At 72.6% G+C, this 26031-nt stretch carries 22 protein-coding genes; 7 read left to right on the forward strand and 15 right to left on the reverse strand.

Going from position 1 to position 26031, the window contains the following annotated elements:
- The 3 genes from BU198_RS16505 to BU198_RS16515 form a co-directional block, all read right to left on the reverse strand.
- Positions 1-193: hypothetical protein (locus BU198_RS16505; RefSeq protein ID WP_188297609.1), on the reverse strand; the 193-nt coding region annotated here is incomplete at its 3' end.
- 61 nt (positions 194-254) lie between these two features.
- Positions 255-545, reverse strand: a complete 291-nt coding sequence (locus BU198_RS16510; RefSeq protein ID WP_188297610.1) for a hypothetical protein — start codon at positions 543-545, stop codon at positions 255-257.
- Positions 546-606: 61 nt separating this feature from the next.
- Positions 607-2301, reverse strand: coding sequence for an NRAMP family divalent metal transporter (locus BU198_RS16515; protein ID WP_188297611.1), 1695 nt, complete (start codon positions 2299-2301; stop codon positions 607-609).
- A gap of 549 nt (positions 2302-2850) precedes the next feature.
- Here BU198_RS16515 and BU198_RS16520 point away from each other — a divergent pair.
- Positions 2851-4152, forward strand: coding sequence for a YhgE/Pip domain-containing protein (locus BU198_RS16520; protein WP_188297612.1), 1302 nt, complete (start codon positions 2851-2853; stop codon positions 4150-4152).
- A gap of 56 nt (positions 4153-4208) precedes the next feature.
- Here the strand turns inward: BU198_RS16520 and BU198_RS16525 are convergent, their stop codons facing one another.
- The 6 genes from BU198_RS16525 to BU198_RS16550 all read right to left on the reverse strand — a co-directional run bounded on the left by BU198_RS16525 (position 4209) and on the right by BU198_RS16550 (position 12947).
- Entirely contained in the window at positions 4209-6584 is a 2376-nt protein-coding gene (locus BU198_RS16525) for an FdhF/YdeP family oxidoreductase (RefSeq protein ID WP_188297613.1), read from the reverse strand.
- An 87-nt stretch (positions 6585-6671) separates the two neighbouring features.
- A complete protein-coding gene (locus BU198_RS16530; protein ID WP_188297614.1) occupies positions 6672-7670 on the reverse strand; it encodes a LysR family transcriptional regulator in 999 nt (332 codons plus the stop codon).
- A 3-nt stretch (positions 7671-7673) separates the two neighbouring features.
- The gene (gene fdhD / locus BU198_RS16535) at positions 7674-8588 is read right to left on the reverse strand and encodes a formate dehydrogenase accessory sulfurtransferase FdhD (RefSeq protein WP_188297615.1); all 915 of its coding nucleotides are present in this window, start codon (positions 8586-8588) and stop codon (positions 7674-7676) included.
- Positions 8576-9964 (reverse strand): MFS transporter, encoded by a 1389-nt coding sequence (locus BU198_RS16540; RefSeq protein WP_188297616.1) that lies wholly within the window; start codon positions 9962-9964, stop codon positions 8576-8578. Before BU198_RS16540 ends, fdhD begins: the two co-directional genes overlap by 13 nt.
- A gap of 207 nt (positions 9965-10171) precedes the next feature.
- A complete protein-coding gene (locus BU198_RS16545; RefSeq protein ID WP_188297617.1) occupies positions 10172-10639 on the reverse strand; it encodes a GreA/GreB family elongation factor in 468 nt (155 codons plus the stop codon).
- 133 nt (positions 10640-10772) lie between these two features.
- Entirely contained in the window at positions 10773-12947 is a 2175-nt protein-coding gene (locus BU198_RS16550) for a UvrD-helicase domain-containing protein (protein WP_188297618.1), read from the reverse strand.
- Between the two features lie 325 nt (positions 12948-13272).
- Between BU198_RS16550 and BU198_RS16555 the strand changes: the two genes are divergently transcribed.
- From BU198_RS16555 to BU198_RS16565, 3 genes are all read left to right on the forward strand, one after another.
- Entirely contained in the window at positions 13273-13542 is a 270-nt protein-coding gene (locus BU198_RS16555) for a hypothetical protein (RefSeq protein WP_188297619.1), read from the forward strand.
- Positions 13543-13907: 365 nt separating this feature from the next.
- Positions 13908-15350, forward strand: coding sequence for a glyceraldehyde-3-phosphate dehydrogenase (locus BU198_RS16560; RefSeq protein ID WP_188297620.1), 1443 nt, complete (start codon positions 13908-13910; stop codon positions 15348-15350).
- A 139-nt stretch (positions 15351-15489) separates the two neighbouring features.
- Positions 15490-15987 carry a hypothetical protein gene (locus BU198_RS16565; protein WP_188297621.1) on the forward strand — a complete coding sequence of 166 codons (498 nt, stop codon included), beginning with the start codon at positions 15490-15492 and terminating at the stop codon, positions 15985-15987.
- On the opposite strand, the gene BU198_RS16570 is transcribed toward BU198_RS16565, so the two are convergent.
- From BU198_RS16570 to BU198_RS16590, 5 genes are all read right to left on the reverse strand, one after another.
- Complete coding sequence (locus tag BU198_RS16570; RefSeq protein ID WP_188297622.1) at positions 15970-16857, reverse strand: alpha/beta fold hydrolase; 888 nt, start codon at positions 16855-16857, stop codon at positions 15970-15972. The two genes, BU198_RS16565 and BU198_RS16570, sit on opposite strands and share 18 nt — an antisense overlap.
- Before the next feature lie 87 nt (positions 16858-16944).
- Positions 16945-17397 (reverse strand): RNA polymerase sigma factor, encoded by a 453-nt coding sequence (locus BU198_RS16575; protein ID WP_223244477.1) that lies wholly within the window; start codon positions 17395-17397, stop codon positions 16945-16947.
- A 528-nt stretch (positions 17398-17925) separates the two neighbouring features.
- Positions 17926-18882 (reverse strand): hypothetical protein, encoded by a 957-nt coding sequence (locus BU198_RS16580; RefSeq protein ID WP_188297624.1) that lies wholly within the window; start codon positions 18880-18882, stop codon positions 17926-17928.
- A gap of 290 nt (positions 18883-19172) precedes the next feature.
- The gene (locus tag BU198_RS16585; RefSeq protein ID WP_188297625.1) at positions 19173-20393 is read right to left on the reverse strand and encodes an acetyl-CoA C-acetyltransferase; all 1221 of its coding nucleotides are present in this window, start codon (positions 20391-20393) and stop codon (positions 19173-19175) included.
- A gap of 64 nt (positions 20394-20457) precedes the next feature.
- Positions 20458-21528, reverse strand: a complete 1071-nt coding sequence (locus tag BU198_RS16590) for an SGNH/GDSL hydrolase family protein (RefSeq protein ID WP_188297626.1) — start codon at positions 21526-21528, stop codon at positions 20458-20460.
- A gap of 214 nt (positions 21529-21742) precedes the next feature.
- Between BU198_RS16590 and BU198_RS16595 the strand changes: the two genes are divergently transcribed.
- From BU198_RS16595 to BU198_RS16605, 3 genes are all read left to right on the forward strand, one after another.
- Positions 21743-23143, forward strand: a complete 1401-nt coding sequence (locus tag BU198_RS16595) for a cystathionine beta-synthase (protein WP_188297627.1) — start codon at positions 21743-21745, stop codon at positions 23141-23143.
- A 530-nt stretch (positions 23144-23673) separates the two neighbouring features.
- Entirely contained in the window at positions 23674-24012 is a 339-nt protein-coding gene (locus BU198_RS16600; protein ID WP_188297628.1) for a hypothetical protein, read from the forward strand.
- A 200-nt stretch (positions 24013-24212) separates the two neighbouring features.
- The gene (locus BU198_RS16605; protein ID WP_317620154.1) at positions 24213-25499 is read left to right on the forward strand and encodes an Ig-like domain-containing protein; all 1287 of its coding nucleotides are present in this window, start codon (positions 24213-24215) and stop codon (positions 25497-25499) included.
- Between the two features lie 78 nt (positions 25500-25577).
- On the opposite strand, the gene BU198_RS16610 is transcribed toward BU198_RS16605, so the two are convergent.
- Positions 25578-25940 carry a cupin domain-containing protein gene (locus BU198_RS16610; RefSeq protein WP_188297629.1) on the reverse strand — a complete coding sequence of 121 codons (363 nt, stop codon included), beginning with the start codon at positions 25938-25940 and terminating at the stop codon, positions 25578-25580.
- Between the last annotated feature and the right edge of the window lie 91 nt (positions 25941-26031).

Raw genomic sequence — 26031 nt, forward strand, 5'->3', positions numbered from 1 at the left:
GCCGCCGGGTGCCGGCCAGCAGCAGGGCGAGCAGCAGCCCGGCGACCGAGGCGCCGAGGAAGGCGCCGGACAGGAACAGCCGCAGCGGGTGGGGCGCGAGGCCGACGGCGAGGCCCTCGGTGGTGATCAGCAGCAGGACGCCGCACAGCGCGGTCCCTCGGCCGGTCCGGGGGAACAGGACGGTTCGGGTCATCGAGGGGTCCTCCTACGGGGTCTGGTCGGGTGGCGGCGGGAGCCCGGACGGGGCGGGCCGTTCAGCGGTCGGGGTGCCAGCGGGCTTCCAGCCGGGTGGTTCCGTCCGGCGCGGTGACGGCCCGCCAGCGGGCCCGCAGCCCGCCGGTGCCGGTGCCGGTGTCGGTGCCCGCCGGGCCGGCGCCCCCGTCCGCCGGGTCCGCGGCGAGGGCCGGGAGGGCCTGGAGCACGGGGGTCTCCAGGGGGCTCGCCGCCAGCCGTCGGCCGACGGCGAAGAGGGTGGAGAAGGCGGAGCGCGGTCGGCCCCGGTCGGTGGACGGACGGGTGGGCCGGAGGACGGCGACGATGGTCATGGCAGGTCACCTCCGTGACGGGACGGCGGGCAGAGGGGGATCGCGCGGCTGGCCGGACGGCTCAGTGGTCCAGCGCGGTCTGGACGATCTTGACGATGACCATGGCCATCGCGAGCAGCAGGTAGGCGCGCAGCGCGCCCATGCCGATCTTGCGGGCGGTGGACATCACCGGCTTGTCGAGGGTCTCCAGCGGGGGCATCCGCCAGTTCTCCCGGCCGGTGCGGTCGATGGGGTCCTCCTTGGTGCCGCGGCGTCCGGAGGTGAAGGAGTACCCGGCGACGAGCACCCCGGCGACGCCACAGCCGGCCATGATCCACAGGATCGCCCCGGAGCTGATGTCCGGCCAGACCACGGCGGCGGTGAGGATCAGCGAGAGCGTCACCAGGACGCCGACCACCGCCGAGGTGAAGGCGTTGGTCCTGGGACCGTTCACCCAGGGGCCGAGCACGGCCCTGTCGTTGCAGAGCAGCAGCAGGAAGACGGTCGCGGAGGGCAGCAGCACCCCCGCCAGCACCTGGACGAACTGGGTCATCAGGCCCTGGGCGCGGTCGGTGGAGAGCAGGGTGATCGCCGCCGCCGCGACGACCAGGCCCGCGTAGATCCCGTAGAAGCCCTTGGCGCCCTTCACCCCGCGGTGCAGCGAGTGCCTGATGCCGAAGACGTCGCCGATCGCGTACGCGGTGGACAGGGAGACCGCGAAGGCGCCGATGATCGAGGCGTCCAGCAGCGCGATGGCGAACAGCACGCCCGCCAGGCGGCCGGCCTTGTCCTCGATGCCCCGGGCGACGGCGGCCGCGTCGGAGAAGTGGCCGGCGCCGTCGGTGCCCGCGAAGGCGGCGGCGGTGAAGCCCATCATGGCGGCGGCGCCGACGATCACGATCACGATGCCGATCCAGAGGTCGGCCTTCTCGTACGTCATGAAGCGGGGGGTGATCCGCTTGTCGATGACGTACGACTGCTGGAAGAACAGCTGCCAGGGCGCCACGGTGGTGCCGACGATGGAGATGATCACCAGCATCACGGCCGCCAGTTCGCCCGCGCCGCCGGGCATGCTGGGCACCACGAAGTCGTGCGCCAGCTGCGAGGTCTTCGGGTGGACCAGGAAGTAGACCGGCACCAGCAGCAGCGAGCCCAGGCACAGGGTGACGGCGACCCGTTCGAAGCGCCGGAAGGAGCCGGTGAAGGCCGAGGCGATGATGATCCCGGCGGCCAGGACCACGGAGGCCGCCTTCGGCAGCCCCAGGTACCCGGCCGCGAGGGTCACCCCGATGAACTCGGTGACCAGCGTCAGGGCGTTCAGCAGGAACAGGTCGATCACGCTGAACGCTCCCCAGAACTTCCCGAAGCGCTCCAGGATCAGCCGGGCGTGGCCGACGCCGGTGACAGCGCCCAGGCGCAGCACCATCTCCTGGTTGACGTAGAGCACCGGGACGAGCATCAGCAGCGTCCACAGCAGCCGGGTGCCGTAGTTCTGCCCGGCCTGCCCGTAGGTGGAGAAGGCGCCGGCGTCGTTGTCGCCGACCATCACGATCAGGCCGGGTCCGACGACCGCGAGCAGGGTCTTCAGCCGCGCCGACAGGCCGTGGCGGGGTGTGGTGTCGTCGAGCCGGATGGTGCCGAGCGCGCCCCTGATGTCGCCGACGTGCGCGTCGTCGAGGACGGCCGAACGCGGCTCGGGCGCCGTGGAGTCGAGGGAGTTGTGGGCGGTTGGGGTGGCGGGGGCGGCGTGGGTGGTCTGAGTGGTCTGAGTGGTCATGGGTTTCCTCCTGGAGCCCGGACGGGCGGCCCGGGGCGGGTCGGAGGCAGGCGGCAGCGATCCCTGCGGGCGGGCACGGCGCATCGGCGCGCGGCGGAGCGGCCCGGACGAAGGCGTGCGGGCATGGCGGAGTCGCGTGCGGGACGACGTGGCGTCGTGGCTGACGAATCGTCAGGACATCGTGCAGGGAAAGGTGTTACCGCATGCCGGAGGTGTACGAGGACAGGCGGGGGTAGGGGCGACTGTGGCCCGGACTACTGCAATCCATGTCTCTCGCCTCCTCCCGGCCGGCGCACCCCGTGGTGCGTGTCATCGACGCGGCAAGGAGTTCACCGGCCCGCGGAACGCGACCGCCGGTTCACCCCAACTCGTCAGAGCCTAGCCCCACCCGGAGGCGATACTTGCGCACTTGGTTAAATCTTTACCTTCTGTGGGTGCTTCGGTACGGCGGCCGGCCGGGTGACGGGGGTTTGGCCCTCCGGCCGCCACGGAACGACTTCCCGCCGTACCCGCAGCGGCACCAGGGCGTGCCCGAACCCGAGGGATGGCATGGCGACCGCAGACTCCCAGGGGTCCCCCCGGCAGGCGCGGGCGCTGACGCTCGCCCGCCACCCGAAGCTCTGGCTCTTCCCGAGCGTCCTGTGCGGCCTGCTGGCCGTCGTCCTCTCGCTGCTCTACATGGGCGGCATCCTCGACCCGAGCGGGCACCTGCACCGGCTGCCGATCGCCCTGGTGAACGAGGACCAGGGCCCGCCGCCGCCCGGTCAGCCGGCCGCCCTCGGGGCCCAGCTGGCCGGCGCCGTGGTGGCCGGCACCCCCGGCAGCACCGTCGAGTGGCGGCAGGTCGACGCGGCCGGGCTGCGCGAGCAGCTCGCCTCCGGCAAGGTCTACGGCGCGCTCGTCGTCCCGAAGGACTTCAGCGCCGCCGTCACCGCACTGGCCACCGGCGGGGCCACCGAACGGCCGGCCGTCACCGTGCTGACCAACCCCGGCATGGGCAGCCTCGGCGCCTCGATCGCCGCGCAGATCGCCCAGAACGCCGCTCACCAGGCCTCGCTGGCGGCCGGCCGACAGCTGCTCGCCGCCGTACCCGCCTCCGGCGCCCCCGGCCCGGACACCGGCGCCACCGCGCGACTGCTGCTCGCCGACCCGATCGCCGTCACCACCCAGGTCGGCCACCCGATCGGCGGCCACAGCGGGCTCGGCCTGAGCGCCTTCTACTACACCCTGCTGGCCGTGCTGACCGGCTTCATCGGCGGCAACATCATCCACAACGGCGTCGACGGCGCGCTCGGCTACAGCGACAGCGAGCTGGGCCCCTGGCACACCCGCCGCCCGACCGTCCCGATCAGCCGCACCCAGACCCTGCTGCTGAAGATGGTCATGACGGCCGGGATCATGCTGCTCACCACCTCACTGGTGCTGCTCTGCTCGGTCGGCATCCTCGGCATGGACGCCCCGCACCAGGCCCTGCTCTGGATCTTCGCCTACTGCGCGAGCCTCGCCGTGGGCCTCGGAGTGCAGGCGATCAACGCCGCGTTCGGCGGGATCGGGCAGCTGGTGTCGATGTTCGTCTTCATCGCGCTGGCGCTGCCCTCCTCCGGCGCCACCGTCCCGCTCCAGGCGGTGCCGGGCTTCTACCGCTTCCTGAGCGTCTTCGAGCCGATGCGCCAGCTCAGCGACGGCATCCGGGCGATCCTCTTCTTCGACGCCAGGGCCGACGCCGGCCTGACCCGCGGCTGGGTCATGATCGGCGTCGGCGTGGTGCTGGCCCTGCTGTTCGGCTTCGGGATGACCCGCTACTACGACCGCAAGGGCCTGCACCGCTGGACGCCCCAGCCCTCCGACTAGCCCGACTAGCCCGTCCGGCCCGTCCTTCTCCGGCGACCAGCCCTGCCTCCCGGCGGCTAACCCGTCCTCCCGGCCCGCTCGACGGTCACCTTCAGGTGCTTCATGATCGGCTGGTCGCTCTGGGTGCTGAAGTCGCCGATCGCGCACAGCACGTTCAGCTCCGGCATGTACCCGGCCGCGCAGCCGCGCGGGATGTCGTACGGGACGGCCAGGTACCCGTGCACCGAGCGGGTGCTGCCGTCCCCGGCGGTGCTGGTGACGTCCACCCGGTCGAACTCGGCCAGGCCGCGCTCGCGCATGTCGTCCCGGTTCATGAACACCAGGGTGCGCAGGTTCTTCACGCCCCGGTAGCGGTCGTCGTCCGAGTAGATGGTGGTGTTCCACTGGTCGTGCGAGCGCATCGTGCCCAGCGCCAGGGTGCCGGGCGCGGGGACCACGTCGGGCAGCGGGGCGGTGGAGAACTCGGCCTTGCCGGAGCGGGTGAGGAAGACCAGTTCGCGGGCCGGCTGCTTGATCCGGAAGCCCAGCGGCAGCCGCACCCGGCGGTTGAAGTCCTCGAAGCCGTCCAGCACCCGGGCCATGGTGTCGCGGATGCGGTCGTAGTCCTCGATGTACCACTCCCACGGGGTGGGGCTGTCCGGCAGCGCGGCGCGGGCGATCCCGGCGACGATCGCGGGCTCGGAGAGCAGGTGCGGCGAGGCCGGGCGCTTCATCCCGACCGACAGGTGCACCATGCTCATCGAGTCCTCGACCGAGGTGGACTGCACCCCGGCCCGCTGGTGGTCCTTCTCGGTGCGGCCCAGGCACGGCAGGATCAGCGCCCGCCGCCCGTGCACCAGGTGGCTGCGGTTCAGCTTGGTGCTCACCTGGACGGTCAGCGCGCAGGCCGCCAGGGCCTGGTGGGTGTACGGGGTGTCCGGTGCGGCGAGCGCGAAGTTGCCGCCCATGCCGACGAACACCTCGATCTCCCCGCGCCGCATCGCCTCGATCGTGCCGACGGTGTCCAGCCCGTGTTCGCGCGGCGGCTCGATCCCGCACGCCTCGGCGAGCCGGTCCAGGAACGCGTCGGCGGGCCGGTGGTCGATGCCGCAGGTGCGGTTGCCCTGGACGTTGCTGTGCCCGCGCACCGGGGAGGGCCCCGCACCCTCGCGGCCCAGGTTGCCGCGCAGCAGCAGGAGGTTGACGATCTCCCGGACGGTGTCCACCCCGTGCTCGTGCTGGGTGACGCCCAGGCACCAGCTGAAGATCGAGCGGTCGGCCTCCCGGTAGACCCGTGCCGCCTTGAGGACGGCGGCCCGGTCCAGCCCGCTCTGGCGCTCGATCTCCTCCCAGGGCGTGCTCTCGCAGACGTCGCGGTAGGCCTCGAAGCCGCTGGTGTGGCGCTCGACGAACAGCCGGTCCAGCGCCCGCTCGTCGGTCGCGGACTGCTCCAGGATCGCCTTCGCCATGCCGCGCAGCAGCGCCATGTCGCCGCCGATCCGCGGCTGGAGGTTCAGGGTGCCGGTGCGGGTCGCCCGGTTCAGGGCCATGTCGGTGAAGTCGTGCGGGATGATCGTCCGGGTCGCCGCCGCCTCGACCAGCGGGTTGATGTGGACGATCTGCGCGCCGCGCTTGTACGCCTCGGCGAGCGAGGTGAGCATCCGGGGCGCGTTGGAGGCCGCGTTGACGCCCAGGATGAACAGCGCGTCGGTGACCTCCCAGTCCTTGAGGTCGACCGTCCCCTTTCCGGTGCCGAGCGCGGCCTGCAACGCGCGGCCGCTGGCCTCGTGGCACATGTTGGAGCAGTCGGGCAGGTTGTTGGTGCCCAGCTCGCGGGCCAGCAGCTGGTAGAGGAAGGTCGCCTCGTTGCCGAGCCGGCCCGAGGTGTAGAACGCGGCCCGGTTCGGGTCGTCCAGCCCGCGCAGGGCGCCGCCGGCCAGGGCGAACGCGTCCTTCCAGCCGATCGGCACGTAGTGGTCGGTGTCCGCGTCGTAGACCATCGGCTCGGTGAGCCGGCCCTGGTCCTCCAGCGCGAAGTCGCTCCACCCGGACAGCTCGGTCACCGAGTGCGCGGCGAAGAACTCCCGGCCGACCCGCTTGCGGGTCATCTCCCAGGTGACGTGCTTGATGCCGTTCTCGCAGATGTCCAGGTGCAGGCCCTTGGTGTCGTCGGGCCAGGCGCAGCCGGGGCAGTCGAAGCCGCCGTCCTCGTGGTTCATCCGCATCACCGCACGCGGCCCGTCCAGGTACGCGCCCTCGCGCAGCAGGAAGCGGGTGACGCTCTTCGCGGCGCCCCAGCCGGCGGCCGGGTGGTGGTACGGCTGGACGTGGGGCGGGCCGGCGGGGGAGGGGCCGTCGTTCTCCGGCCGCTCCCGCGGCTGTTCCGGTGGCTGTTCCTGCGGTCCCTGCGGTTCCCGTGGGGGAGTGGGGGCGGTGTCGTCGGAGGTGGTCACGGTGGTCGCCTTCCGTCGCTCGGGGGTCGGGCACCCGGCGTTGGGGTCGACGCTACGTCCGGCGGTCGGGGGCCGCGCGCCGAGCGCTCACTCCTCCGGCAGGGTGGCGAGGACGGCGGCGACATCCGTCCGCCGGGCGACCGCCAGCAGCGCGCGGGCCATCACCGAGCCGGGTTCCCTGGCGGCGGTCACCAGGGCGATCGGCGCGCTGTGCACCGGCTCCGCCAGCGGGACGGCCCGCATCCCGCGCGGCACGCCGAACACGTGCAGCCAGGCGTACGGGACGATGCTCGCCCAGTGGCCGGTGCGGACGTGGGCGAAGAGCGAGGCCACCGAATCGGTCTCGACGCTCGGCGCCGGCGCCAGCCCGAGGCCGGCGAACACCCCGTCCAGCACCCGACGGCCCTGCATGCCGGGTTCCAGCAGGCACAGCGGCAGCCGGGAGGCCTCCTCCCAGGTCGCCCGCGGGTGCCGGGCCAGCTCGTCGGCCGGGCCGGTCAGCAGGACGTACCGCTCCTCGTAGAGCGGGAGCGCGCGCAGGCCGTCGGTGTCGTGGGTGCCGTGGGTGCCGTGGGTGCCGTGGGTGTTGCCGGTGTTGTCGGGTTTGCCGGTGTCGCCGGTGTTGTCGGCGCCCGGGTCCGGCAGGTAGGTGATGCCCGCGTCGATCTCGAAGTTCCGTACCTGGCGCAGGAGTTCGTCGGAGCGCAGATCGGTGGAAAGCTCCACGGAGGCCAGCGGGTGAGCGGCGCAGAACGGCGCGGTGAGCAGCGGGACGGCGCCCGAGGCGGTCGGCACCGAGCCGATCCGCAGCCGGCCGCCCAGGCCGGTGCGCAGCGCGTCCACCTCGTCCCGCAGGGCGTCCCGGTCGGCCAGGATGCGCTGCGCCCGGAGCACGATCCGCTCGCCCTCGGGGGTCAGGCCCTCGTAGGCGCGGCCGCGCCGCACCAGGAGCACCTCCAGCTCGTCCTCCAGCTTGCGCAGGGCCTCGGAGAGGGCGGGCTGGGAGACGTGGCAGGCCTGGGCGGCGCGGGCGAAGTGGCGCTCGTGGGCGAGCGCGACGAGGTATTCCAGCTGGCGGAAGAGCATCTGCTACTCGGCCCCGGTGGCGGTGTCGACGTGGTCCGTGCCGATGCGGTCCGTCTCGATGTGGTCGGTGCCGGTGCGGTCGGTGCGGGTGCGGTCGGTGTCGATGCGGTCCGTGCGGGTGTAGACGTTCATCGAGTCTCCGCGCAGGAAGCCGACCAGGGTCAGCCCGGTCTCCTCGGCGAGGTCCACCGCGAGCGAGGACGGCGCGGAGACCGCCGCGAGCACTGGTATGCCCGCCATCACGGCCTTCTGCACCAGCTCGAAGGAGGCCCGGCCGCTGACCATCAGCACCGTGCCACGGGCCGGCAGCAGGCCCTCGCGCAGCGCGTGGCCGACCACCTTGTCCACGGCGTTGTGCCGGCCCACGTCCTCGCGCAGGCAGAGCAGCCGCCCGTCGGCGTCGAACAGGCCCGCCGCGTGCAGGCCGCCGGTGCTGTCGAAGACCTTCTGGGCGGCGCGCAGCCGGTCGGGCAGCGCCGAGAGCAGCGCGGGGGTGACGCGCAGCCCGTCCTCGGCGACGCTCCACGGCGCGGTGGTGCGCACCGCGTCCAGGCTGGCCTTGCCGCACAGGCCGCAGGAGGAGGTGGTGTAGAAGTTGCGCTCCAGCGAGGCGTCGGGGGCGGGCACGCCGGGGGCGAGCAGGACGTCCACCACGTTGTAGGTGTTGCCGCCGTCGGCGGTCGCGCCCGCGCAGTAGCGGATGCCGGCGACCTGCCCGGCGGCGTGCACCACGCCCTCGCTGACCAGGAAGCCGGCCGCCAGGTCGAAGTCGCTGCCGGGGGTGCGCATGGTCACCGTCAGCGGGCGCCCGCCGACCCGGATCTCCATCGGCTCCTCGGCGGCCAGGGTGTCGGGGCGGTACGAGGGCACGCCCTGGCGCAGGCGCAGCACTCTGCGGGGTACGGTCACTCGGCCCATGGTCGTCGGCTCCTCGGTGGTGTCGCTCCGGTCTGTACGGATGAATCCTCCCTCCTGGCGGCGGCGCGCGGGCCGGGAGGGCCGGGCAGGTGGGGCTGGTCGGGTTGGTGGGGCTGCCCGGGCAGGCCGTCCCGGCCCGGCGGGCCGGGCAGATGGCGGCGGCCGTGGGCGGCGGTGACCGCCAGGCAGAGCAGGCCGATCGCCGCCATGCCCGCCAGGAGCGCCGGATAGGAGGCGTGACCGGCGGTGCCGGCGAGCAGCAGCGGGGTGAGGAAGCCGCTGGAGGTGGTGCTCTGGTAGAGCGAGGCGGAGGTCGGCCCGGAGGAGTGCGCCGTCAGCCGCTCCACCTCGTGCAGCCCCGCGCCGAGCGTCAGCCCGTACCCGGTGCCGAGGACGACGGCGGCCACCACCACCAGGCCGACCGAGTCGCGGACGACGGCGAGGGCACCGAGCAGCAGTCCGGCGATCACCGTGGCCATCGCGGTGAGGGTGGCCCGGGCGCTGTCCGCGTCGTCCAGCCGGGCGGCGAAGGGCTGGGCGACCACCCCGGTGGCCAGGGTCAGCGCCGCGACCAGGCCGCTGAACAGCGGCGCGTAGCCGGGCACCCGGTCGGCGACCAGCGGCGGCAGCACCACGTACGCCACGGTGGCGGCGCCGAGCACGGCCGGGCTGGCGGGCAGGACGACGTAGCGGAACCGGGGGTGGCGGACGGCCGCGGTGCGGTGCGGTGGTGTGTGGTGCGGTGACGCGTGGTGCGGTGGCGTGCCGAGGGGTGGCGTGCCGCGGTCGCGCCGAGCGGTCTCCGGGAGCCCGCGGGTGGCGCACAGCACCAGCAGACAGCCCAGCGCATGGGCGAGGCCCGGCAGCACCATCGGTCCGGGCAGCCACTCGGCGACCACCCCGGAGGCCAGCGCCCCGGCCGCGAAGCCCGTACCGGTGGCGTACATCGCACGGCGGGCCGACGTTTCGGGTGCCGTCCCCGGGCCGGAGAGTTCGCGCAGCCAGGTCGTCCCGGCCAGGAAGACCAGCCCGGCCGCGAAGCCGGTGCCCAGCCGGGCGGCGTACACGTCCGGCTCGTCCGCCAGGGCCAGCACCACGCTGGAGGCGGCGGACAGCGCCAGCGCGCCGCGCACCGTCCGCCGCCGTCCGTAGCGGTCGGCGGCGGGGCCGCCCAGCAGCAGCCCGGGCACCAGGCCGACCAGGTAGACCGAGAACATCGCGGCGAGCGAGAGCGCCGACCAGTCGGTGCGCGCCCGGTACACGGTGGCCAGCGCGGTGAACTGGTTGGCGCCCCAGGCGGCGACGGCGACGGCGGCGGCCGCCGGGAACCAGCGGTGGGCGCAGCGCGGAACGGGAATTTCTTCGGTGCCGCCCATGCGCTGTTCTTCCCCGTTTCCGACTTTCCGGCCATTCCTGGATCTCCGCAGGTCCAGTGTGTGGTCCGTCGTCGCGGGGCGTCAAAGAAGCCGTTCCTGTGAGCTGACAGGCGGCGCCTATCGAAGAATTCCAGAATTAACCCTTCGGCATACCCTCGGAATGCCCTCGGCATATTCTGAACAATGCGATCGGGAATTCCGCCCGGGCTATGCCGTGGCGCCCACCGACAGCACCACCGCGCTGGCCGCGCCGGCCGGGGTGTCGTAGTGCACAGTCTCCCCGGCGTGCCGCCCGAGCAGCGCCTTCCCGAGCGGGCTGTCGAAGGTCACCAGGGTGAGATCCCGTTCCTCCGCCAGCTCGGAGATCTCGACGGTCTCCTCCGCGCCGTCGTCGAACCGCACGGTCACCGTCGACCCCACCCCCACCACCCGCGCGGACGGCTCCCCGGCGACCTCGGCCTCCCGCAGCCGCACCTCAAGCTCGGTGATCCGCCGGTCCAGCCGGGTCACCTCCGACGCCCGCTGCAACTCGTCCGCCGCGTCCGCCCGGTCCCCCACCGGCTCCACCCCGCGCAGCGTCGCGGCCACCTCCCCCCGCTCCGCCCGCAGCTGCGCCAACTCCTCCTGCACCGCACGCAGGCCCTCGGCACTGATCGGTTCCGGCCCACCGCTCATCCCAAGCTCCCGGGGCTGCTCGTCACACGCTCGAACACCGGCCGCCTCCCATTACCCCACCGCCCGCGGACCCGGGCAACTCCGGCCGCCGGGTCGCCGACCTGCCGGGCCTGCGACCTGCCGGCCAGGTGTGTCAGCGGGTCAGGACGCCGAACCGTTCCTGCACCGGAACCCGCCGCGCGACGACCGGTTCGAGGAACGGGCTGGGTGCCCCGTGCCAGGAGACGGCGAGGGCTTCCCGGGCGCGGGTGCACGCGACGAAGAGCAGGCTCAACTCGCCGTCGAGGTCCTCCTGGTGCTGCTGCGGGTCGGTGTCCGCCGGGGTGATCGCGCTGCGCAGGGGAATCAGGCCGTCGCTCACGCCCACCACGGCGACGCAGCGGAACTCCAGCCCCTTCATCCGGTGCATGGTGCCGACCCGGACGCCGGGGGACGGTGCGTTGCCGAGGGGGGAGGCGGGAATCCCGCTCCGCTCCAGGGTCTGGGCGATGTCGCGGCCGAGCCGGCCACTCCGTACGGCCACTCCGATGTCCTCGGGGCTCGCGCCCGAGGCGATCCACTCCTCGACGCGGGCGACGAGGGCCCGGATCTCCTCGGCCTTGTCGGGATGGCCGTGGACCTCGGGGTGCGCGCCGTGCAGGGTCGAGTGGTAGCCGGCCAGTGACTCCGTCCCGCCGTCCATGTCGTCCGGGCGCTCGCCGGTGAGCAGGGAGGCGGACCAGCTGAGGATCTCCTGCGTCGTCCGGTAGTTGATCCGGAGGCGGGAGGAGCGGCCGACCACCTGGATGCCGAGCGAGCGCAGCGAGACCTTGTTCCCGTAGATCCGCTGGTGCGGATCGCCGACGAGGAACAGGTCGTCCGGCCCGGCGGCCACGAGCGCGCGCAGGAAGCGCCACTGGACGGGGTGCAGGTCCTGCGCCTCGTCGATCACCACGTGCCGGAACGGGCGCTCGTCCCGTTCGTCGAGCACCCGTGCGGCCTGCGCGCAGACCTGGAGGAACGTCAGCTCCCCGGCCTTCCGCAGCTCCTCCTCGAACGCGGCCACCACGCGCCACAGCCGGGCCCGCTCCTTCGGCCCCATGGCCTTGCCGCGGCCGGACCGCGGTGCCCGCAGGTACTGCTCGGGGCTCTCGACCACCTGGGCCAGGACGACCTGACGCCACTCCTGGTCGAGGAACACGTCGGTGAACTCCGAGCCGAGCCGGCGGGCGACGCGTCCCCAGCGGGCGAGGACCGCGTGCTGCTGGAAGAGGACCTTCTGCGGGGCGCCGCCGCGCGTGCGCCGGAGGACCTCGTCGGCGAGCGCGTCGACGGTGACCACCCGGATCCTCGCCCGGCTCCGCTCGTCCGTGACGAGCAGGGCGAGGCAGCGCTCCAGCTCCGCGGCGAGGTCCTCGGAGAAGGTGGTCAGCAGAATCGATCCGTCAGGGGCGTCCGCCGGCAACCGGCGGGCCAGGTGGTAGGCCCGGTGCAGGGCCACCACCGTCTTCCCGGTCCCGGGACCGCCGGTCACCCGGGCCGGCCCGTTGTACGACTCCCGGTAGGCGACCCGGTACTGGGCCGGGTGCAGGAAGATCCGCCAGGCGTCGAAGGGGCGGTCCAGGATCTCCCGCAGTTCGTCGGGCCCGGAGACCAGGGCGACCCTGCCGCGCGCGCGGACCATGGCCGAGAGCAGTCCGCCGGCGGGCTGTCCGACGCTCGCGGGGGTGGCCGTCCGGGTGTACGCCCGGACGATCTCGCGGTCGATCTCGGCCGGCTCCATCCCGCTCGCGAGGCCGATCAGGACGTCGAACTGCTGCTCCGGCAGCACCCGGTGGAGCGCCTCCAGGTGGGCCTCGTCGGGGAGCAGCCGGATGATCGGCAGGATCTCCTCGTCGATGCCCAGGCTGCGCAGGACCTTGTCGGAGCGGTCGGCGAAGAGCCTCCTGGGCTCGTCGGCGGCCAGCACCTTCAGCGACCGGGAGGCCCGTTCCAGCGCGACGTCGTTGCGGATCTCGACGCCCTGGGTGGCGGCGTTGACCGAGGCCCGGTGCTTGCAGGCCCAGTCGTTGGCCTTGTCGTGCGGAAGGACCTTCAGCAGGAGGTAGCCGTCGCCCCGGTCGGCCTTGAGGACGACCCCGCGCCAGAAGTCGGTGATCCGGATGGTCCGTATCCGGGGGTCCCGCTGGTTGGTGAGCTTCTCCAGGTGCAGGCCGGCGTGGGTGGCCTCGGTGAACTTCTCGAAGGTCTCGAAGACCCGCCGCTGCACCGGCTTCTCCAGCGCCGCGAACTCCATCAGGAAGTCCCGGTGCATGCCCAGCGTCGCCACCCCGGCCCCCTCGCGCCCCTGCCCGTCCGCGCGGCCGGGCAGTCCGCCTCACTGTACTGGCCGAGTGATCACCCGCGGCGGGCCGCCCGGCGGCGTGCGGTGAGCCGCTGCCGGCCGTCGACCGCGAGCCGGCGCTGGACGTCGGCGGCCCGGATGTGGCCGGGAACGAGGACGACGGAGTCGGGGCGTGCGTGGTCGGCGGCGTACCGGCCGACAACGTACGGGCGTGACGCGGCAGTCGGGCGGCGGGGTTCGCTATTGACTCTGAGTCGGGACGGTTTGTACGGTGTGTAGTCGAGGGTTGGTGCGACATGCCGGAGGCGTGATGAAGCAGCCGTGGGACGCCGACCCCGACGCCGTGCCGACCCGGCGCCTGGGCAAGTCGCCGACCGAACTGGGCACCACGGGAGGCCGGGACGGCTGCCCCGACGTCTGGGAACTCGACAACGGTGACATCGCGGTCATCGGGCGGGACCTGACCGCGGCGTACCGGGACGGCCTCCCGGAGGACATGGTGGTCGGCGAGGGCGAGCGCCTCGTGGTCATCCCCCGGATCACACTCCTTTCCGCGAAGGCGGACCTGCCGGACGCGTGACCCGAAGGTCCCCGAAACGCCCTCCTGTTCGGCCGGTCGAAGGGCTCCTCCGGATGGAGAGAACCCGGGTTGGCGTCGCTGCCGTTGACCGGGTTCGGGAGGCTGCCGTGCCGGCGGCTTGACTCGGTTTGCAGTCGACCGTCCGGGTCGGGACTCGTCCGGACGGCTGGTAGGCCGGACGGGCCGCGGTGCCCGCGAGCCCGGGGGTGGCTGAAGGTGGCGGTGATCACCTTCGCGGGGCGGGGTGAGGGGTGAAGGCGCAGGTGGGGGGCTCGGGTGGAGAGTGTGGGGGAGGGACCGGCGGTCGGGGCGCGGGCGGGCGAAGCTACCATGTGGGCAACACCCTCAGCTCGAAAGATGGACTTGTGACTGTCAACGACGACGTGTTCACGGACTGGAAGAACCGCGAGGAGATCGCGGAGTCGATGATCCCGATCATCGGGCGGCTGCACCGGGAGCGGGACGTCACCGTCCTGCTCCACAGCCGGTCCCTGGTGAACAAGTCGGTGGTCAGCCTCCTCAAGACGCACCGCTTCGCCCGGCAGATAGCCGGCGAGGAGCTCTCGGTCACCGAGACGATGCCGTTCCTGGAGGCCCTGACCACCCTGGACCTTGGCCCCTCGCAGATCGACCTCGGCATGCTCGCCGCGACGTACCGGGCGGACGACCGCGGGCTGTCGGTGGCGGAGTTCACCGCCCAGGCCGTCGCCGGCGCCACCGGTGAGAACAAGCTGGAGCGCCGGTCCGGGCAGGACGTCGTGCTGTACGGGTTCGGCCGGATCGGCCGGCTGGTCGCCCGGCTGCTGGTCGAGAAGGCCTCGGCCAACGGCCTGCGGCTGAAGGCCATCGTCGTGCGCAACGGCGGCGGCGACGACCTGGTCAAGCGGGCCTCGCTGCTGCGCCGGGACTCCATCCACGGCCAGTTCCAGGGCACGATCACCGTCGACGAGGCGAACAACAAGATCGTCGTCAACGGCAACGAGATCACGGTGATCTACTCCGACGACCCGACCAAGGTCGACTACACGGAGTACGGGATCAAGGACGCGATCCTGATCGACAACACCGGCCGCTGGCGCGACCGCGAGGGCCTGTCGAAGCACCTGCGCCCCGGCATCGCCAAGGTCGTGCTGACCGCGCCTGGCAAGGGCGACGTCCCGAACATCGTGCACGGCGTCAACCACGACATGATCAAGCCGGACGAGCAGATCATCTCCTGCGCCTCGTGCACCACCAACGCCATCGTCCCGCCGCTGAAGGCGATGGAGGACGAGTACGGCGTGGTCCGCGGCCACGTGGAGACCGTCCACTCGTTCACCAACGACCAGAACCTGCTGGACAACTACCACAAGGCCGACCGTCGCGGCCGCTCGGCGCCGCTGAACATGGTGATCACCGAGACCGGTGCCGCCTCGGCCGTCGCCAAGGCCCTGCCGGACCTCCAGGCGAAGATCACCGGCAGCTCGATCCGCGTCCCGGTGCCGGACGTCTCCATCGCGATCCTCAACCTCCAGCTGAAGCGGGAGACCAACCGCGAGGACGTCCTGGAGTACCTGCGGAACATCTCGCTGACCTCGCCGCTGAAGCGTCAGATCGACTACACCGACTCGCCCGACGCGGTCTCCAGCGACTTCATCGGCTCGCGCCACGCCTCGATCGTGGACGCCGGCGCGACCAAGGTCGAGGGCGACAACGCGATCCTCTACCTGTGGTACGACAACGAGTTCGGCTACTCGTGCCAGGTCGTCCGGGTCGTGCAGTACATCTCGGGCGTCGAGTACCCGACCTTCCCGGCCCCGGCGGTCTGATCCACCGGTAGGGCAGGCAGAAGAGCAGCAGGGGTGGGGCGGTGACCGGTCGGTCACCGCCCCACCGGCGTTCCGGGAGGCGGTACCGTGCGGGGCAGTGGGAGAGCGCGGAATCGGTGGGGCGGCGGAAGGGGTGGGGATGACGGACGAGTGGCCGACGGTCGAGCTGGACCCGGTGCGGCGGCTGCGGGTGCTGGCGGCGGCCGGGGCCGGGCGTCCGCTGTTCGCCGAACGGCGGCTCGCGGCCGGGTTCGACGCGGTGTGGTCGGTCGCGAGCGACCTGTCCGGCGAACTGCCCGGGCTGATCAGTGGTCTGCGCTCCTTCGAGGTCGGTCCGGCGGCGGACGGCAGGGACGGGCGGCTGGACGGGCTCGCGGTGAGCGCCGTCGGTCACCGTGAGCGGTTCGAGATCGTGCTGCGCAGCGGCTGGTGCCTGATGCAGAGCCGCGTCCTGCTCGGCGGGATGGCGGCCGCACCGGAGGGGGACGGGACGCGCTTCGCGCTGCTCGCCGGCCTGCGGGTGCCCGGCGCCGGGCCGGTGCAGCAGCTCCTCGGCGGGCTCACCGAGCGGCGCGGTGAGGTGCTGCTGGACCGGCTGGAGCGGCGGGTCGGCGAGAGGTCACGGGCGCCGCAGTAGCCGGCGGGCGGCTTCCGCCACCGCCTCGGGTCGCTCGTGCGGCAGGAAATGCCCGCAGTCGGGTAGGACCTCTGCCCGCAGGTCGTCGGCAGGGGCGTCGGCGGGTGAGAGCAGGGACGGGCGGATCACCGGGTCCTGCTCGCCGCCGAGCAGCAGGGTGGGGACCGTGAGGCGGCGCCTGCGGTACCCGCCGAGTGCCAGGTGCGGGATGTCCCGGACGACGAATCCCCAGTGCAGCCGTTCGGCGGCGCGAGCCGCCCCGGGGGTGCTGCCGGAGCCGGTGTACTCGGCGATCTCCTCGGCGGGCCACGGGTGTCCGGCCGTGGTGGCGCGCCGCAGTAGGTGGGCGAGTAGGGCGGGGTGGTGGCGGACGATCTGGCGGCCGATGCCCGGGTACTCCAGCAGGGCGGTGTACCAGAACCGCCAGGCCGTACCGAGCAGGGCGCGCTGGCGCGGCCAGGGGTGGGTCATGTTGAGCGCGAGGAAGCCGGTGAACCGCTCGGGTGCGCGCAGGGCCAGCTCGAAGCCCGTCCAGGCGCCCCAGTCGTGGCCGACCAGGCCAACCTTCGGCAGCCCGAGCCGGTCGAGGGCGGCGAGTACCAGGCGGGCGCGCTCGTCGGTGGTGTAGCCGCGGTGCGGTGCCTCGGACCAGCCGAAGCCGGGCAGGTCCAGGCAGAGCAGTCGGAACTCGTCGCCGAGTAGCGGGATCACCTGCCGCCAGGCGTACCAGTGCTGGGGGAAGCCGTGCAGGAGCAGCAGCGGGGCGCCTTCCGCGTTGCCGGCCTCGGCGAGGTGGAGGCGGACGCCGTCGGCATCGAGCCGGTGGTGGCGTACGTCCGGCAGATCGGGCAGTGGGCGGGGGTCGGTCATCGGAGTCTCCTCTCCCGGAGGTGGTTTCGGGAGAGGAGAGGGCGGCGGAAGGCGTTGCAATCCCCGGTGCCGGTGGATTTCTCCGGCTCAGCGGAGTCCGGTGCCCCAAACGGTGCGGAAGCCGTGCCGGGCGCGGAAGAGTCGTGAACGGACGGTTCCCAGCGGCAGGTCGAGGATCTCGGACACAGACTTCTCATCCAGTCCCTCGATGTGACGTAATGTCAGAATTGCCCGATGGTCCGGCGGGAGGCGCTTCAGGACGTCCTGGATGTCGGCTGCCAGCTCGGGGTCATGGTCGTCGGGTCGGTCGGGGGCGGCCTCGGGCCAGGGCCTCCGGCGGCTGGCGAACCGGACTGCCTCGCGGGCGGCGATGGCCCTGGCCCAGCCGAACAGGGCTTCGGGGGACTTGAGTTGGCGCAGGTTCCGTACGATCGCGATCATCGCCTCCTGTGCGGCGTCGGGCGCGTCCTGTAGCGCGATCGGGGCGCAGACGCGGCCGACGTACGGCATCAGCAGGCCGAGGAGTTCGTCGAGGGCCAAGGCGTCGCCCCGCTGTGCCGCCCGGACCAGCGGGGCCGGATTCGGGTGTCGGCCGTCCGCGGCTGTCGCGCCCGCTGTGCCTGTCGCGCCCGTCATGTCGCCCCCCGTCGGCGTGCTGTCGCCCCCGGGTGGACGGTACTGGACGAAGGTGTGGGGTGTGTCGGCGGGAACGGGGCCGGTGGCTGGGGCCCGGCCCGGCGGTGGGAGGGGGCGGGGTGGTCGCTATGTTGAGGGGTCACTGACAGGTCGAGGGAGGGCGATGGGGATGGGTGGTCGGCGGGTGGTTGCCGCGGTGGCGGTGGCCGGGGTGCTGGCCCGGGCGGTGGCGGCGGTGCGGGAGACGGCGGCGCTCTGCGGCTGAGCGCGCCCACCGCTGAGAGGCCGTACGAGCCCGTCGTCGGCAGGTGTACGTTCAGGCCCGTACGGAGGCGCACAGGCCCGTACGGAGGCGGACAGGCCGAAGGCCGGCCGGGTCGGTAACCCCTTGACCCGGCCGGCCTTCGGCGCCTGCGTGCTGGTGAGCTGGTGTCAGATGCTCGCGACCACCCGGTCGGCGAGCACGTAGACGGCCTCCTCGTCGGTGGAGAAGGTCAGCGAGTACGAGCCGGAGAAGCGCGAGCCGCCGAGCAGCCGGACGTGCTCGCCGGCACGGACCGCGTCGATCAGCCGGTACGCGGCCTCCCGGTCGCCCGGGGCCACGCAGAGCGTGGTGCCGTCGGCGAAGGCGTACACGTCCAGGGTGCCCAGCGGGCCCGGGCGGACGTCGATCAGGGCGACGGCCTCCTCGGCGAGCGCGGCCAGCCGGTCGTCGGTCCACTCCCGGGACGGCGCCTGGCTGGGGACGAAGTCGGGGTGCGAGGGGTGGCGGCGCGGGTCGGGAGCGGGGGCCGGGGCCTCCTCGACGACCGGGTCGGTGTCCAGCAGCCCGGCCTCCAGTCCGGTGGCCAGCAGGTCGGCCTCACGGCGGGCCTTGGCGTCCTTGGAGGTGGCCTCACCGGCCGGGTGGCCGGGGCGCAGCGGCGCGCCGCCCTCGGGGCCGGGCTCGGCCGGGGCGGTGCCGTCCTCGTTGATCAGGTCCTCCAGCGCGGAGCGCAGCGCCTCGCCGAACTCCGGGTCCATCGTCCCGGCGTTGTCGACGGCGTCCTGCGGGCCGGTGGGGCGGGGGAAGAAGAGCGGCCACTCGTCGGTGCCGGAGAACGATCCGGAGAACGCTCCGGTGAACGGGGAGTCGAACAGTGGCGCGTCCTCGGCCGCGCGGGCCTCCTGCTCGGCCCAGAACGTCCGGGCCTCGGTGATCTCCCGCTCACGGTCGGCGGCGAGCGCCTCGGTGACGGCCCGGCGTATCGCGGCCTCGTCCACCGGCGCGGGCACGGCGCGGGCGGCGGCCCGCGCGTCCAGCCGGCGGGAGAGTCCCCTGAGGTGGAGCAGCACGGCGGTCGACACGGCGATCAGGATCAGCAGCAGGATGGTGTAGACGGCGCTCACGGAACGTACTCCTAGCGAGGAGCGGAACGGGGTTACGTGTCCACATTGCCGCATGCGGGGCTGTTACCGCAGTGGCGAATGTCCAATTCCTCCGGGACTTTCGCTCTTGTCCCCAAATTGTTAGGTAACACCGTTCTACGCAGTGGAGTTGATCCGCTCCGCAGTGTCGATTTCCGGGCCGAAAACGAAAGAAAAGAGGCCCGGATCGACCTCGCGGTGTGATCCGGGCCTCAATTACGCTGCGTCACTCCAAACGGGTGGTCCAGACCCTTCGGAGGGTGACCCGAGGGTCAGCTGAGGCGCTCGACGACCATCGCCATGCCCTGGCCGCCGCCGACGCACATGGTCTCCAGGCCGAACTGCTTGTCGTGCCACTGGAGGGAGTTGATCAGCGTGGTGGTGATCCGGGCGCCGGTCATGCCGAAGGGGTGGCCGACCGCGATGGCGCCGCCGTTGACGTTCAGCTTGTCCAGGTCGACGCCGAGGTCACGGTAGGAGGGGATCACCTGGGCCGCGAAGGCCTCGTTGATCTCGACCAGGTCGATGTCGTCGATGGTCAGGCCGGCCCGCTTGAGCGCCTGCCTGGAGGCCTCGACCGGGCCGTAGCCCATGATCTCGGGGGAGAGCGCGCTGACACCGGTGGAGACCACCCGGGCGAGCGGGGTGATGCCCAGCTCGCGGGCCTTGGTGTCGGACATGATGACCAGCGCGGCCGCGCCGTCGTTCAGCGGGCAGCAGTTACCCGCGGTCACCGTGCCGTCGGGGCGGAACACCGGCTTGAGGCCGGACACGCCCTCCAGGGTGACGCCGGCGCGCGGGCCGTCGTCCGCGCTGACCACGGTGCCGTCCGGGAGCGTCACCGGGGTGATCTCGCGCTGCCAGAAGCCGGCCTCGATGGCGGCCTCGGCGAGGTTCTGCGAGCGGACGCCGAACTCGTCCTGCTCGGCGCGGGTGATGCCCTTGAGCGCGGCCAGGTTCTCGGCGGTCTGGCCCATCGCGATGTAGGCGTCCGGCACCAGGCCGTCCTCGCGCGGGTCGTGCCACGCGCCGCCGCCTTCCTCGGCGCGCTTCTTGGTGCGGGCCTGGGCCTCGTCGAAGACCGGGTTCATGGTGCCGGGCAGGCCGTCCGAGCTGCCGTTCACGCTGCGCGAGACGGTCTCCACGCCGGCCGAGACGAAGACGTCGCCCTCGCCCGCCCTGATCGCGTGCAGCGCCATCCGCGTGGTCTGGAGCGAGGAGGAGCAGTAGCGGGTGACGGTGGCGCCGGGCAGGTAGTCCATGCCCATCTGGACGGCCACGATGCGGGCCAGGTTGTGGCCCTGCTCACCACCGGGCAGACCGCAGCCCAGCATCAGGTCGTCGATGTCGCGCGGGTCGAGCTGCGGCACCTTGGCCAGGGCGGCCTGGATGATGTGGGCGGTCAGGTCGTCCGGGCGGACGTCCTTGAGGGAGCCCTTGAACGCCCGGCCGATCGGCGAACGGGCGGCGCTGACGATGACGGCTTCGGGCATGACGGGCTCCTCGCTGAGTGAACGGCGGACCTGACGTCCGGGAGGAAAGTTACCGCCTGGTAGATCAGGCGTCACCCGCTCCGGCGTGTGAGCTGGCCGACGTGCTCCCGGGGGCCGTACCGGTTTCCTTCCCGCCTTCGGAGCCGGGCAGACCGATCCGCAGCCGGTGCCGCAACTGGGCCCAGCGGCGGCCCTGACCCTCCGCCGGCACGGCCGCCACCTCGGTGCCCGCCCGCCCGGCCGCCGCGGCGGCGGCCACCGCGACCGGCAGCACCGTCCCGCCGGGGACGGCCGTCGCCGGACGCTCCTCCTCGGGCCAGAGGCCGAGCGCGGCGCAGACCGAGGGCAGCACGGCCATCGCGGCGGTCGCGTAGCCCTGGGCGGAGGGGTGGTAGCGGTCGGCGGCGAACATCTCCGGGCGCGCGGCGAACTCCGGCCCCAGCAGCGAGCCCAGCGAGACCGTCCGGCCGCCCGCCTCCACCACCGCGATGGTCTGCGCGGCGGCCAGCTGCCGGCTCAGCCGGCGGGCCACCCAGCGCAGCGGCGGGCGCACCGGCTTGATCGTCCCGAGGTCGGGACAGGTGCCCACGACCACCTCGCAGCCGTTGGCGCGCAGGGCGGCGACGGCCTCGCCGAGCTGGCGGACGGCCAGTTGGGCCGGGCTGTGCCGGGTCACGTCGTTGGCGCCGACCATGACCACGGCGACGTCCGGGTGGTGCGGCAGCGCCTGCTCCAGCTGGCCGGAGAGGTCGGCGGAGCGGCCGCCGGAACGGGCCACGTTGACCAGCCGGACGGGGCGCTCGGCCACCGAGGCCAGTCCGGCGGCCAGCAGCGCGCCCGGGGTCTCGCCGGCCCGGGCCACCCCGAGGCCGGCGCCGGTGGAGTCGCCGAGGACGGCCAGCACGAGCGGGGCCTGCGCGGCGGCGGCGCGGTCGGCGAAGGCCTCGCCGTAGACGCCGTCGGCCCTGGGCGGGTGGGTCTCCAGGACGCCGATGGCCTGGACGGCGAGTCTGCTCTCGGTCAGCAGCACGCCGACCAGGCCCACCCCGAGCAGGCCGAGCCCGCCGCCTCCGTAGGCCGCCGCGGTGGCGATCCGGCGGGCCACCCGGGCCCGCGAGTCCTGTGCCCCTGGCATCCGGTGCCCCCTTGCCGTGCTCCTGCCGGCCCCTCCGGGCCGTGGCGATGCCTGCACAGCGGTCTTACCCGCGCGGGGCACCGGAGTACCGGGGGCACCGGTGGGGGTGGGCCATTGGGGGAGGTGTGAAAGAGGGGAACCGCGGGGCGGGTGCCACGGCCTAGGCTTTGCAGTACCGAAAGCACTCGCATGCCCACAGACCGGGAGGACCCCCGTGCGGTACCACAACTCGATCATCGACCTGGTCGGCAACACGCCGCTGGTCAAGCTGAACAAGGTCACCGAGGGCATCAGCGCGACAGTGCTGGCGAAGGTCGAGTACTTCAACCCCGGCGGCTCGGTCAAGGACCGCATCGCGATGCGCATGATCGAGGCCGCGGAGGCCTCGGGTGCCCTCAAGCCGGGCGGCACCATCGTCGAGCCGACCTCCGGCAACACCGGTGTCGGCCTGGCGATCGTGGCCCAGCAGAAGGGCTACAAGTGCATCTTCGTCTGTCCCGACAAGGTCTCCACGGACAAGATCAACACCCTGCGCGCGTACGGCGCCGAGGTGGTCGTCTGTCCGACCGCCGTCGCCCCTGAGCACCCGGACTCCTACTACAACGTCTCCGACCGCCTGGTCAGGGAGACCCCGAACGCCTGGAAGCCGGACCAGTACTCCAACCCCGACAACCCGGCCTCGCACTACCACTCCACCGGCCCGGAGCTGTGGGAGCAGACCGAGGGGAGGATCACCCACTTCGTGGCCGGCGTCGGCACCGGCGGCACCATCTCGGGCACCGGCAACTACCTGAAGGAGGTCTCGGGCGGCAAGGTCAAGGTGATCGGCGCCGACCCGGAGGGCTCCGTCTACTCGGGCGGCACCGGGCGGCCGTACCTGGTCGAGGGCGTCGGTGAGGACTTCTGGCCGACCGCCTACGACCGCGGCGTCGCGGACGGCATCGTCGCCGTCTCCGACAAGGACTCGTTCCAGATGACCCGCCGCCTGGCCAAGGAGGAGGGCCTGCTGGTCGGCGGCTCCTGCGGCATGGCCGTGGTGGCCGCGCTGGAGGTGGCCCGCGGGCTCGGGCCGGACGACGTCGTGGTGGTGCTGCTGCCGGACGGCGGCCGCGGCTACCTGTCGAAGATCTTCAACGACGACTGGATGGCCGACTACGGCTTCCTGCCCTCGTCCACCGACGAGGCGCACATCGGCGAGGTGCTGGCCCGCAAGGAGTCCATCGAGCAGGGCGGCGTCCCGCAGTTCGTCCACATGCACCCCAACGAGACGGTCGCCGAGGCGGTCCGGGTGCTGCGCGAGTACGGCGTCTCGCAGATGCCGGTGGTCTCGCCGGGCGCCGGCCACCCGGACATCATGGCCGGCGAGGTGATCGGCTCGGTGGTGGAGAAGCTGCTGCTGGAGGGCATCTTCGCCAAGGAGATCGAGCTGACGGACACGCTGGACAAGGTGATGTCCAAGCCGCTGCCGGTGGTCGGCTCGGGCGAGACCGTCACCAACCTGATGACCGTGCTGGAGAAGGCCGACGCGGCCGTCGTGCTGGTCGAGGGCAAGCCGCAGGGCATCGTCACCCGCCAGGACCTGCTGGGCTTCCTGACCGGTCGCGGCCAGCACTGACGCGGCGTCACGGCCGCGCCACGTCGCCGCCACCTCGTCGCGGGCGGATGCGGAGGATTCGTCCACGGGGAAGTGGTACACCGGCGTCACCTGTCCGCAGCACGTGGTTAACACGGCTCGGGCATCGTGGTGGTCAACGGCAGGACGCCGAGTGAGGCGACGGCAACCGTCCGGGAGCGGCTCCCCGGCGACCGCGGTCGGCTCCGGACACATCGGGTGGCCCTGACCCGGCCGCCGTGTCCTCCCGCCGTGGGAGACGCCGTCGTCCCGCCCCTGCCCGGCTCCGGCCGGCTGACAGGGTGCGGCGGCTCCCACGGCAGCACCGCGCCGGCCACGGCGCGTGTCCCCGCGGCTCCCGGGTGGGGGAGCCCCTGCGGGGGAGCGGTGGGGCCGGTCCTTCTCCGAGGGACCGGCCCCTTCCGTCCGCCCCGGGCCTTCGGTCCGTCGTGGGCTTGCCGGGCGCCCGGAGCGCGCTCCGGGCAGCCGCCCGTGCGCCGCGCCGGGCGTGGCCGTCCCGTACGCTCGCACGCATGACCAGCACTGAAACGACCGACCAGGACGCCCCGCGCTACGTCCGGGTCAAGATCGAGCTCATCGCGGAGATCACCGACGAGGGCGCGCTCAAGGCCGCCGCCCTGGAGGCGGTCGGCGCGGACGAGTACCTCGACGACGAGGAGCGCGCCCAGTCCGTCGAGGCCATCGAGGTGGACCCGTCGGGCTCGCTCGCCCACTTCATCGACCCCGTCGCGCTGCTCGGCGAGGTGCCCGGGGTGGAGCTCGCCTCGGCGACCTGGGAGTCGGCGCAGACCGAGTTCGACCCCGAGACCGAGGAGTGGGACGAGTACCAGGTGGACGAGTCCGCCGAGTAGGACGGAACACCGGGTGACGGCCTCCGCCGTCACCGCTCGTGAACGCCCGGTCCGCCTCGCGGATCGGGCGTTTCGTCCCTCTCCGTCCGGAAGTTGGGTCATCTCATACGATCGCTTACCCTTCGGTGATGGAACCGTGAACGGGTGGATTGCGTTTCTGTATCCGTAAATGCCCGGGATGATCAGCAGGGAGACGCGACGTGACGGCACGGGACGGACAGGGGCGGGCGGCCGGAAGCAACTGGAGCCGGCGCGGGGTCCTCGCGGGACTGATCGGTGCGCCTGTCCTGCTGCTGGCGGCCTGCAACGACAACAGCGGCAGCAGCAGCAACAACAGCGGCGGCAGCGGCTCCGGCGGCGCGAACGGCACCCCGGCCTCCGGCGGTGCGAGCAGCAGCGCCGCCCCGAAGACCTCGGCCGCCGTCATCACGGTCACCCCGGCCGACGGGGCCGCCTCCGCGAGCTTCAGCGAGCCGGTCAAGGTCACCGTCACCGAGGGCACCCTGAGCAGCGTCAAGGTCACCGACACCACCGGCAAGGAGCTGGCCGGCCAGCTCTCCGCCGACGGCACCGGCTGGACCTCGGCCGCCGCCCCCGCCAGCGGTACCAAGTACACCGTCGCCGCCACCGCCTTCGACAAGGACAAGCTGGAGGCGGACTCCAACGCCGTCTTCACCACGGCGACCCCGGCCAACACCTTCGTCGGCTACTTCACCCCCGAGGACGGTTCGACGGTCGGCGTCGGCATGCCGGTCTCGATCAACTTCAGCAAGCCGGTCACCGACCGCAAGACCGTCCAGCAGGCGATCACGGTGACGGCCGAGCCGGGTGTCGAGATCGTCGGCCACTGGTTCTCCAGCACCCGCCTCGACTTCAGGCCGCAGGAGTACTGGGCCAAGGGCACCAAGGTCACCCTCAAGCTGCGGCTCAAGGACGTCGAGGGCGCCAAGGGCGTGTTCGGCACCCAGTCCAAGGACGTGAGCTTCACCGTCGGCCGCGCCCAGACCAGCGTCGCCGACCTCGCCACCAAGAAGCTCACCGTCACCACCGACGGCCAGGTCAGCGCGGTCTACAAGATCTCCGGCGGCTCGCCCGAACACACCACCTGGGGCGGCAAGATGGTGATCTCCGAGCAGTACACCCAGACCCGGATGAACTCCCAGACCGTCAACCTGGGCAGCGAGTACGACATCGCGGACGTGCCGCACGCCATGCGCCTCAGCACCTCGGGCACCTTCATCCACGGCAACTACTGGTCCCCGTCGTCGATCTTCGGCGGCCAGAACACCAGCCACGGCTGCATCGGCCTCCAGGACACCAAGGGCGCGCAGGACACCGGCTCGGACGGCTACAAGTTCTACAAGTCCTCGATGGTCGGCGACGTGGTCGAGGTCCTGAACTCCGGTGACAAGACGGTGGCCCCGGACAACGGCCTGAACGGCTGGAACATGGGCTGGGCCGCCTGGAAGGCCGGCAGCGCCGTCTGACCCGGCGGCGCGGTGGACGGCGCCACGAAGGAGCCGTCCACCGCGTTCCCGGCCGTCGGCCGCGCTCCGGCCGCCGGCTCAGCGCTTCGCGTAGTCCGCGAAGCCCTGCCAGTCGACGATCACGCAGGGCTCGTCGCCGAGGATCCAGGCGTCGTGCCCGGGCGGGCAGACCATGAAGTCGCCGGGGCCCACTTCGGCCTCCTGGCCGTCGTCCATGACGATCTTCATCCGGCCCGAGACCACGTACCCGGTGTGGGCGGCCTGGCAGCTGTCGGTCTTGGCGATCGGCTTCACGTGCTTGGACCACTGCCAACCCGGCTCGAACACGGCCCGGCCCACCGGGCCGCCGTCCAGGTTGACCAGCCGCAGTTCCCCGGTGCCCGCCTCGAAGGGGCGGACTTCCTCGGGATCGTCGAAGTTCCGCTGGTAGAGACCGGACATGGCGCACTCCTCTCCCACGAGGACGGCCCGGTCACCAGCGGGTGGCCGGGCCGGCCTGCTGGCCCTTCCAGTCTGCGCCCGGATCGGGAAA

The organism is Streptomyces sp. CBMA156, from assembly GCF_014596515.1.
In the GTDB taxonomy this organism is placed as follows: domain Bacteria; phylum Actinomycetota; class Actinomycetes; order Streptomycetales; family Streptomycetaceae; genus Kitasatospora.